Source organism: Streptomyces sp. SAS_270 (genome assembly GCF_052543295.1).
In genome coordinates, this window is the sequence record NZ_JBMNDS010000109.1 from 21,723 (window position 1) to 29,168 (window position 7,446).

Here is a 7,446-nt window from a genome sequence, read left to right on the forward strand (position 1 = left end):
CGAGGGCGGCGGGGCTGTGGCCACCGGCCGTCCCCTCACGCGGTCAGCGGCGGCCGGTGGCCAGGATGACAAGGAACTGGCCGCCGCCCGCCTCGATGTCGGCGGTCACCGGCAGCCCCGGTACCAGCCGGGAGAACCGGTCCACCAGCCAATCCGCTGCCTCTTGGGCGTCCTGCCTGGTCGGACAACGGCCGACCATCTCGCGGCCCCCCTTGCGCTCCAGCCTTCCGGCGACACCGATCAGCGGCGCGGGTTCGACCACGTACAGGCTGTCCGGCCAGGCGATGACCACCTTGATCGCGCCCTTACGGCTGTTGCACCCACGGTGCGCCAGCCGCTCGGCGACCCGGGCCTTGCGGTCGGCGGTCCGGCTGTCGACACTGGGCCCCCGCGAATCGTTCACCGACTCGTCGGGGTCGACCGGTTCGTCACACACCCAGCAGCGCCAGCCGTCACGCTCGGCCACATCATCAAGGAGACTCACCCGAGCAAACTAGCCTGCCCGGCCCCCACCCCGCACACCAGGTACTCAAGGAACGGGGCAACCTGTCAGCACCCGGCAACGGCACCATGCCCAAATCTCTCGGCTACCCGCTCCACGCCGGTGGCGCCCAGGCCGGGACACCACCGGACGACGGCCCGGCCGCCCGGCAGGCCTTCACCGTGAGCGTGGCGGCGCAGCAGGGCGGGCGGCGGAGTCCGGCTCCAGGGGCGAGGTCGGCTTCACCGCTCAGATGCACCGGTCTGGAGACGACTGCAGCCGGCAGACCCCACGGGCGTGATCCGACCACTGCGACCCAGCCCAGTACGTTGCCTGGAGCCCATTCGACCCGCGCGGCTGACCTCAGCACACGTCGGCGGGCAGATCCGCGGGAGGCGTAGCGGCGTAAAACCGGCGCAGTAGCTCCCCGATCTTCTTGCCGGCTACTTGGCGGAAGATCAAAGACCGGTCCAGTAGTTGGGGCTGGTGCGGTCGGGGCGGGTCCTTTTCATCTGGCGCCCAGAGCACAAGCAGCGCAGTAGCACCCGGTAGGTCAGTTGGCGCAGGCGCGGCAGGTCACTCTCGGGGAACCGGTCCCTTTCCTTGTCGGGCGGCGGCGGTGATCCCTGTACGCCCTCGGACACGCTCCCGTTCTGGCGCCCGGACGGCCCGCCGCAACCGGGATCCGGCGAGATCGGCTTCTGCGGCGGAGTGGCGCGCAAGAGCGGCTGAGCAAGTGGATCACCGGGACGGTTCTCACCGAGCGCCCTGGCGGGTGTTCGATGATCCCCATGTCGGGCACTCGCAGGGGAAGGCCTGAAAGGCACCGGTTCTGGCAGGGCGTCCACAGGAGGATTCCTCACGTGACCACCTACGTCATCACCATCCCTGGCACATTCCTGCGAGAGCCGCGGGACAGCGCGCGCTCCGACCTCGTACGGCTGCTGCGGCCGGCCGACCCGCACCACACCTCGCTGGGCCGGCGGGAGGAGCTGGATCTGCTCACCGTCAACGACGACCGGACCTTCAGCATCCGCCTGGAGGTGACGGCGGACGACATCCGCACCGCGGAACGGCAGGCCAAGGAGACCGCGGCAGCCGCCCTGCACAGGGCCGGCTTCACCAACGCCCAGGCGCCGCTGGGCCCCGCGACGGTCACCGGCATCGACAACGAGGCCTGAAACGGGACACTGCGGTCACGGACTGTTCCAGAACTTCCCGGCGCACACGTCGATGTAGTGGGTGGGATCGAAGCGGCCGCCCCGCTTCGGAAGGAACCAGACGATCTTCCGATAGGTCCGGGTGCCCTCGCAGTTGCCCAGGTCGAAGGCCACGACGGTGCTCTCCTCCCAGGTCCCGTCGGCCACGGCCACCCCGTCGGGGGTGTAGACCGACTGTCCTGTTCCGGTGGCGCGCTCCCCGCCCCAGGACGTCCACTTCACGTCGCGGACCATCCCGGCGGGGCTGCCGCCGTTGTAGACCATGGTGGGTCTGGCCAGCCCGTACCCCTTCTGATAGGGGGCCCACAAGGTGCCCAGGACCGGGTCGGGCGTCGTGTCGGCGGGAGCCCAGGCGAAAGCCGTGACGGAGTCGCCGAGCCTGAGCTCCCGGTTCTTGGCGTCGGAAACGACAAGCGGGGAGGCGGGTGGCCGGAAGTCGGTGAGTCCGGCGTCCGCGGCACGTCGCGCGCTCCATCCGTGCGCCGTCGTCCGGGCCATCGCCGCGTTCTGGCCGGACGGGGTCCAGACGCCGTCCTCCAGACGGTAGACGGCCGTCGGCTGCCGCCGCGCCGACGTCCCTGCGGTACAGACCTCGGCGGGCTGTGTGAAGACGCCGGCCTCGACCTCGTCGTGGGGACCGAACCAGACGCCTGTGATCCGCAGAGGGGTGGATCGGTCGCCACCGGGCAGGGCAGTGGTGGTGTGTGTGCCGGTGTCGAGGTCGACGACGGTGGCCGTGTCCGAGGGCGTACAGGGATCACCGCCCGCAATGTTGCCTCCGTAGGCGAACATCCTGCCGTCCGGGCTCACTGCCGCGTACTGGCCCGGGGCACGGTCCCCGCCCGGGATGTCGGGGAGTACGTCGTCGACGACCGTCGTCACCGTGCTGTTGGCCGCCATCCGGTACAGCTTGTTGGCATCGCTCCCACCGACGTTGTTGTCCAAGGCGAAGACCAGCAGTTCGCTGTCGGCCGCCGTGCCACCGACGAGGAACAGTTGCAGGGCAGTGTCCGTGGTGTCGATGCCCTGCAACTCAAGGGTCTTGGGGGCTTGGCCGGTGGACGGGTAGGACAGGATCTGGCCGTGTTGGCGCACGCTGACCAGGTTCGTGCCCTGGAAGGCGAGACCGTCGCAGTCCTGACAGGTCCAGGTGTGGGTCCGGGCGGTGGCCGGATCCGCGCTGTGCAGGACGGTGGCCGTGCTCTGGGAGGACCTCGACAGCCAGCCCAGGTGGCGGTGGTCGGCCGTCCAGACGAGGTCGGTGACCGTGCTGCCCGGCTCTACGCTGCCGACGGTGGTGGTCTTCCCCTTGGTCAGAACGTGCACCCCCTTGTCGGTGGCGTAGGCGATGGTCGGAACGGTGGCGGCGATCGGCGCCGTGGACGGAGAGGGGGCCGCGTCGGGGCGCGTGATCAGCAGCGCTCCCACGACGACGGCCGCGGTCGCGACGGCTGCGGTGGCCGCCTTGACGGCCGAGCGGCGAAGCGGGCCGACGGCAGACGGCGGCCCGGGAGCGCCGCCCGGTGGATCGGCCGGTGGATTGGTGGGCGGGGACCGTAACACCGAAATGGCTGCCGACCACGCCTGGTTGACGGACTGGAGAACGGCGGTGCGGACCGGGCGGACGAACAGGAGGACGACGAGGGCCGGGGCCCAGGCGGCCTTCAGCCCCAACCGTTCGCTGTCGCAGACCCTGCAGCGTTGGCAGGCGGCGGACCTCTCGCACGCGGCGATGGCGAGGACGTCCCGCACCCGACAGGTGGGGCACACCGCGCAGCTTCCGCAATCGGCGCACTTGCGGGCGTGCTTGAGCACGTGGTCCCGCAGGTCGCTGCCGAACTCCCGCGGATACTGGCCGACGATGGCGGTCAGCCGTCCGCAGAGCGTGCGGTCGTGCTCCACGAGGAGGTAAGCCTCGAAGCCGACCGCCACGACCGCCGCGATTCGCGTGACCTTGTTCTGGACGGTCTTCTGCGACAGTTTCCCTCCCGCGAGGGCGAGCCGCTCGGTTACCTCGGCGACCGAGAGCTCCTGTTCGTAGTAGAGCCGGTAGATCTCCTGTTCGTCCGCGGCCAGCGTGCGTCCCACGCGGCCGGCGACGCGACGTGTCTGAACCAGCCGCTTCTCGTCGTCACGCGCCACCCCCACCCGGTCGACGCCCGCGCCGAATCCGCCGCCGTACGCGTCGGCCGCCGCGGACCGGTTGCGGTCCCGCTCACGTTGTTTGAAGTGGTTGCGCTGCCGGTTGAGGCTGAACTTGTACAGCCATCCGCCCAGGTGGTCGGGGTTCGCCGGACCCTCGCCGTTCAGTAGCTTCTCGACGGCGTCGGCGAAGGTCTGCTGAGTGACGTCGGCCGCCGCCTCCGCATCCCCCATCCGCCGCGCCGTGGTCACCAGCACGTCGCGCAGATAGCGCTCCGCGATCAACTCCAACGCTCGCTTGCGGCGTTGTGGCCTGGACGCGTCCAGCGCCCAGCCGACCAACTCCCTGTCGCCGACCGGTGCGGTGCCCGGCCCCCACCCACTGTTCCCCATGAGCACTCCCCCCGCGTGAGGGCCGGCGCAGCAGCCGCTCACGGAACTCACGCAGAAAAAACTTCGCCGAACTCCGGGAAACGCACGGACCTTCGGCCCTGGGCCTCCGTCCGATACCTCGCGGCATCAACGGAGGACTTCATGTTCCCTCGCGTCCAGCGCAACCGCACCACCTCTGCCGAAGGCAAACAGCAATGCCCCGCCCGCCCGCGGCGGCTCCTCCCGGCCACGGCGCTGACCGGTTCCGGCCTCAGCGGCGCCGCCCTCTCCTGGAGTCTGCTGGGCCACAGCCCGATGTGGGCCGTGGCGGCCGGCGGCTTCTCCGGTGTCCTGGCGGTGACCGGCGCCGCCGCCCGGCACACCCCCGACCTGGTCCGCGCCTGGATCTGGCGCCTGTCCCTGCGCGCGGTGCTGCGAGAAGTGCGGCAGTTCGCACGCGAGGATCTCCTCTCGGCGAAGATCACCCCCCAGGAGCTGATGAAGCTCGCCGGAGACGTCCACCAGCGCACCCTGGAGAACCAGCCCGCGGAACCGCGGGACGACCACGGCGACGACAACTGACCGCCGTCGCCCGAGCGTACGGGGGTGCCGCCTGCACTCGGCCCTCGGCTACATGCCGCCCGCCGAGTACGAACGCGGCTGCCGGCGGAGCCAGGAGCAAGCCCAGCAGTCCGCCTGAAACAAGATCATCGGACTCTATGAAACGCGGGGCAGCTCATTGCAAGCCCTTCGCCGTCTCGTACAACCTCCGGGCCGGGTCGCTGGTCTCCTCAGCGGGTCACAGAAGCAACAGCAGAAACTACCGTGGGAGATGATCGTGCGTCAGCGCACCCTGTACACCGCCATCGCCGTGGCCTCCACATGCCTGGTGTGCGGCCTCGCGCCCGCCGCCGTCGCCGCACCGGTGCAGGCCGTCAAGGCAACCAAGGCCGCGCAGGCCGTCTCCGACTTCAATGGTGATGGCTACCGGGACCTCGTCGTCAACGAGCACGGCAGCTCCGGGGAGAAGGCGGAGGGCGGCGCCGTGGCGGTGCTGTACGGCTCCAAGACGGGTGTGAACGCGGCCAAGCGCCAGGTCATCACGCAGAACACCCCGGGCGTCCCCGGCATCACCGAGGGCTATGACCGCTTCGGTTCCCAGTCCGTCGCGGGCGACTACGACGGCGACGGTTTCACCGACCTCGCGATCTCGGCGAGCGGTGAAGACATCACCTTCGGCACCACCTACCGCCGTAACGCCGGTCAGATCGTCATCGTCTGGGGCGGGAAGAACGGGCTGACGAACCACGGGGCCGTGACCGTGAAGCAGACCCCGCCCACGGGCCCCGATGTCCGCCGGGGCTCGTCGCTGGCGGCCGGTGACTTCAACGGCGACGGCAAGACCGACCTGGCGACCGGTGACTACAGCACCGGGCGGGGCGGCGAGGTGCTGTACGGGCCGATCAGCCGCACCACCGGCAAGGCCAAGTCCGTGATCAGCCTCGGCCTCAAGGACGGTCAGACGTACGTCCACACCGCCCTCGACTCGGGCGATGTGACAGGCGACGGCATCACCGATCTCGTCATCCAGGTCTTTGCGGGGCGCACGGGCCCCGTCGACCGGATCGAACTCCATCGGGGTACGAACAATGGCCTGCTCCGCACCGGCAACCTGACCGGTGCCGACGGCAAGCTCCTGGTGAACCGTTCCGCCACCGGCGGCCATGTCGCCGTCGGCGACCTCGACAAGGACGGTCACGCGGACATCGTCGTCGGCAAGGAGTGGACCTACGAGGAGCCGATCTACTCCGGTCAGGTCAGCGTCGTCTATGGCGGAAAAACCGGTCAGTCGACCCGTCCCGTCCAGGTGATCACCCAGGAGACCGACGGCGTCCCGGACTCCAGCGAGAAGGACGACTACTTCGGCGTCTCGGTCTCCGTCGGTGACATCAACGGCGACGGCTACGCGGACCTCGCCGTCGGCTCCTCCGTCGAGAGCCTCGGCGAGCTGGAAAACACCGGCCAGGTGACCACGCTCCTCGGCGGCAAGGGCGGTGTCTCCGGCAAGGGCGCGGCGTCCTACTTCAAGGGCACCGACGGCATGCCAGGCAGGCCCTCCTCGTACGACTTCTTCGGCGCCGCCGTGAAGCTGACCGACCTGAACGGCGACAACCGCGCCGACCTCGTCGTGGGCTCCGGCGGCGACGACGAGTCCCACAACGGCCGCGTCGACATCCTGCCCGCCGCGAAAGGCGCGATCACAGCCATCGGCGCGACGGAGTACACCGCCTCGGCGATCGGCCTCACCGATGGCGCCCGCCAGGGCTTCGGCCAATCCTTCGGCGAGTGACCGGGGCGGCTCTGGCCGCAGTTCCGTGAATCCCCAGGTCAGCGGTCAGAACGCGGGATCGTTTCGGCAGCGTACTTCCTGCCGTGGCGAGCAAGACGGTTGAGGATGTGCTGTTTCCTGGGATCGAAGTGCGGGTGGAGGGGGTAAGCGATTCCTCGGACGTCCTAGTGATGGAGGCGGTGTCGACGGCCAGCCCGGGCCGGTGCCCGAACTGTCGCAAGCAGGCCCGCCGCGTACACAGCACGTATCAACGCACCCTGGCTGAGCGGCCGTTGGGCTCGCGCAGGGTCGTCGTCCGGCTGCGGGTGCGCCGGTACTTCTGCGACCGCGGGAGCTGCTCCCGCGCGACGTTCGTCGAGCAGGTGCCGGGCCTGTCCGCGCGGTACCGCCTTTCCAGCACCGGGCTGGCGGGCTGACTGCGGTCGATCGCGATCGACCGGCGGCCGTCCTGCCGCACGGCTGTGCCGCCGGTTGCGGCTGACCGCGGGCCGGACGCCTCTGCTCGGGCTGCTGACGGCACCGCCGGTGCCGGACCGTGCGCCGCGGGTACTGGGGGTGGACGAATTCGCCTTCCGCAAGGGCTGCACCTACGGCACCGTGCTGGTCGACGTCGAAGCCGGCCGAGTCGTGGATGTACTGCCCGACCGCACCTCCGAGACGTTCGCGGCCTGGCTGGAGGAGCATCCCGGCGCGGAGATCATTTGCAGGGACCGAGCGACCGCCTACACCAAGGCGGTCAGGGAAGCCGCCCCCAACGCCCTTGAAGTCGCTGATCGCTGGCGGTGCGCCATGAGGCGCCTTGTCGTATCCCCGGCTCAGCCGGGAGGAATTGAAGGGAGGTTCCTGGGTCCGATGGCTTACCCAACCCGGAAACGGTGAAG

At 69.9% G+C, this 7,446-nt stretch carries 7 protein-coding genes; 5 read left to right on the forward strand and 2 right to left on the reverse strand.

The window, feature by feature from the left end:
• Positions 1 to 43: 43 nt before the first annotated feature.
• The gene (locus ACN6LB_RS41755; protein ID WP_445030446.1) at positions 44 to 484 is read right to left on the reverse strand and encodes a hypothetical protein; all 441 of its coding nucleotides are present in this window, start codon (positions 482 to 484) and stop codon (positions 44 to 46) included.
• A gap of 860 nt (positions 485 to 1,344) precedes the next feature.
• Here ACN6LB_RS41755 and ACN6LB_RS41760 point away from each other — a divergent pair.
• On the forward strand, positions 1,345 to 1,662 hold the full coding sequence (locus tag ACN6LB_RS41760; protein ID WP_445030447.1) for a hypothetical protein: 318 nt from the start codon (positions 1,345 to 1,347) through the stop codon (positions 1,660 to 1,662).
• A 15-nt stretch (positions 1,663 to 1,677) separates the two neighbouring features.
• Here the strand turns inward: ACN6LB_RS41760 and ACN6LB_RS41765 are convergent, their stop codons facing one another.
• Positions 1,678 to 4,236, reverse strand: a complete 2,559-nt coding sequence (locus ACN6LB_RS41765) for a hypothetical protein (protein WP_445030448.1) — start codon at positions 4,234 to 4,236, stop codon at positions 1,678 to 1,680.
• A gap of 141 nt (positions 4,237 to 4,377) precedes the next feature.
• Between ACN6LB_RS41765 and ACN6LB_RS41770 the strand changes: the two genes are divergently transcribed.
• The 4 genes from ACN6LB_RS41770 (at position 4,378) to ACN6LB_RS41785 (ending at position 7,444) form a co-directional block, all read left to right on the forward strand.
• On the forward strand, positions 4,378 to 4,797 hold the full coding sequence (locus ACN6LB_RS41770; protein ID WP_445030449.1) for a hypothetical protein: 420 nt from the start codon (positions 4,378 to 4,380) through the stop codon (positions 4,795 to 4,797).
• 256 nt (positions 4,798 to 5,053) lie between these two features.
• Complete coding sequence (locus ACN6LB_RS41775) at positions 5,054 to 6,565, forward strand: FG-GAP and VCBS repeat-containing protein (protein WP_445030450.1); 1,512 nt, start codon at positions 5,054 to 5,056, stop codon at positions 6,563 to 6,565.
• A gap of 83 nt (positions 6,566 to 6,648) precedes the next feature.
• Positions 6,649 to 6,981 carry a transposase family protein gene (locus ACN6LB_RS41780; protein ID WP_445030451.1) on the forward strand — a complete coding sequence of 111 codons (333 nt, stop codon included), beginning with the start codon at positions 6,649 to 6,651 and terminating at the stop codon, positions 6,979 to 6,981.
• Between the two features lie 139 nt (positions 6,982 to 7,120).
• Complete coding sequence (locus tag ACN6LB_RS41785) at positions 7,121 to 7,444, forward strand: ISL3 family transposase (RefSeq protein ID WP_445030452.1); 324 nt, start codon at positions 7,121 to 7,123, stop codon at positions 7,442 to 7,444.
• The last annotated feature ends 2 nt before the right edge of the window (positions 7,445 to 7,446 follow it).

What these genes read in the sequence shown, in the direction of transcription:
- ACN6LB_RS41765 (WP_445030448.1), bottom strand. Translation starts at nt 4,236, where the DNA reads ATGGGGAACAGTGGGTGGGGGCCGGGCACCGCACCGGTCGGCGACAGG.
- ACN6LB_RS41770 (WP_445030449.1), top strand. Translation starts at nt 4,378, where the DNA reads ATGTTCCCTCGCGTCCAGCGCAACCGCACCACCTCTGCCGAAGGCAAA.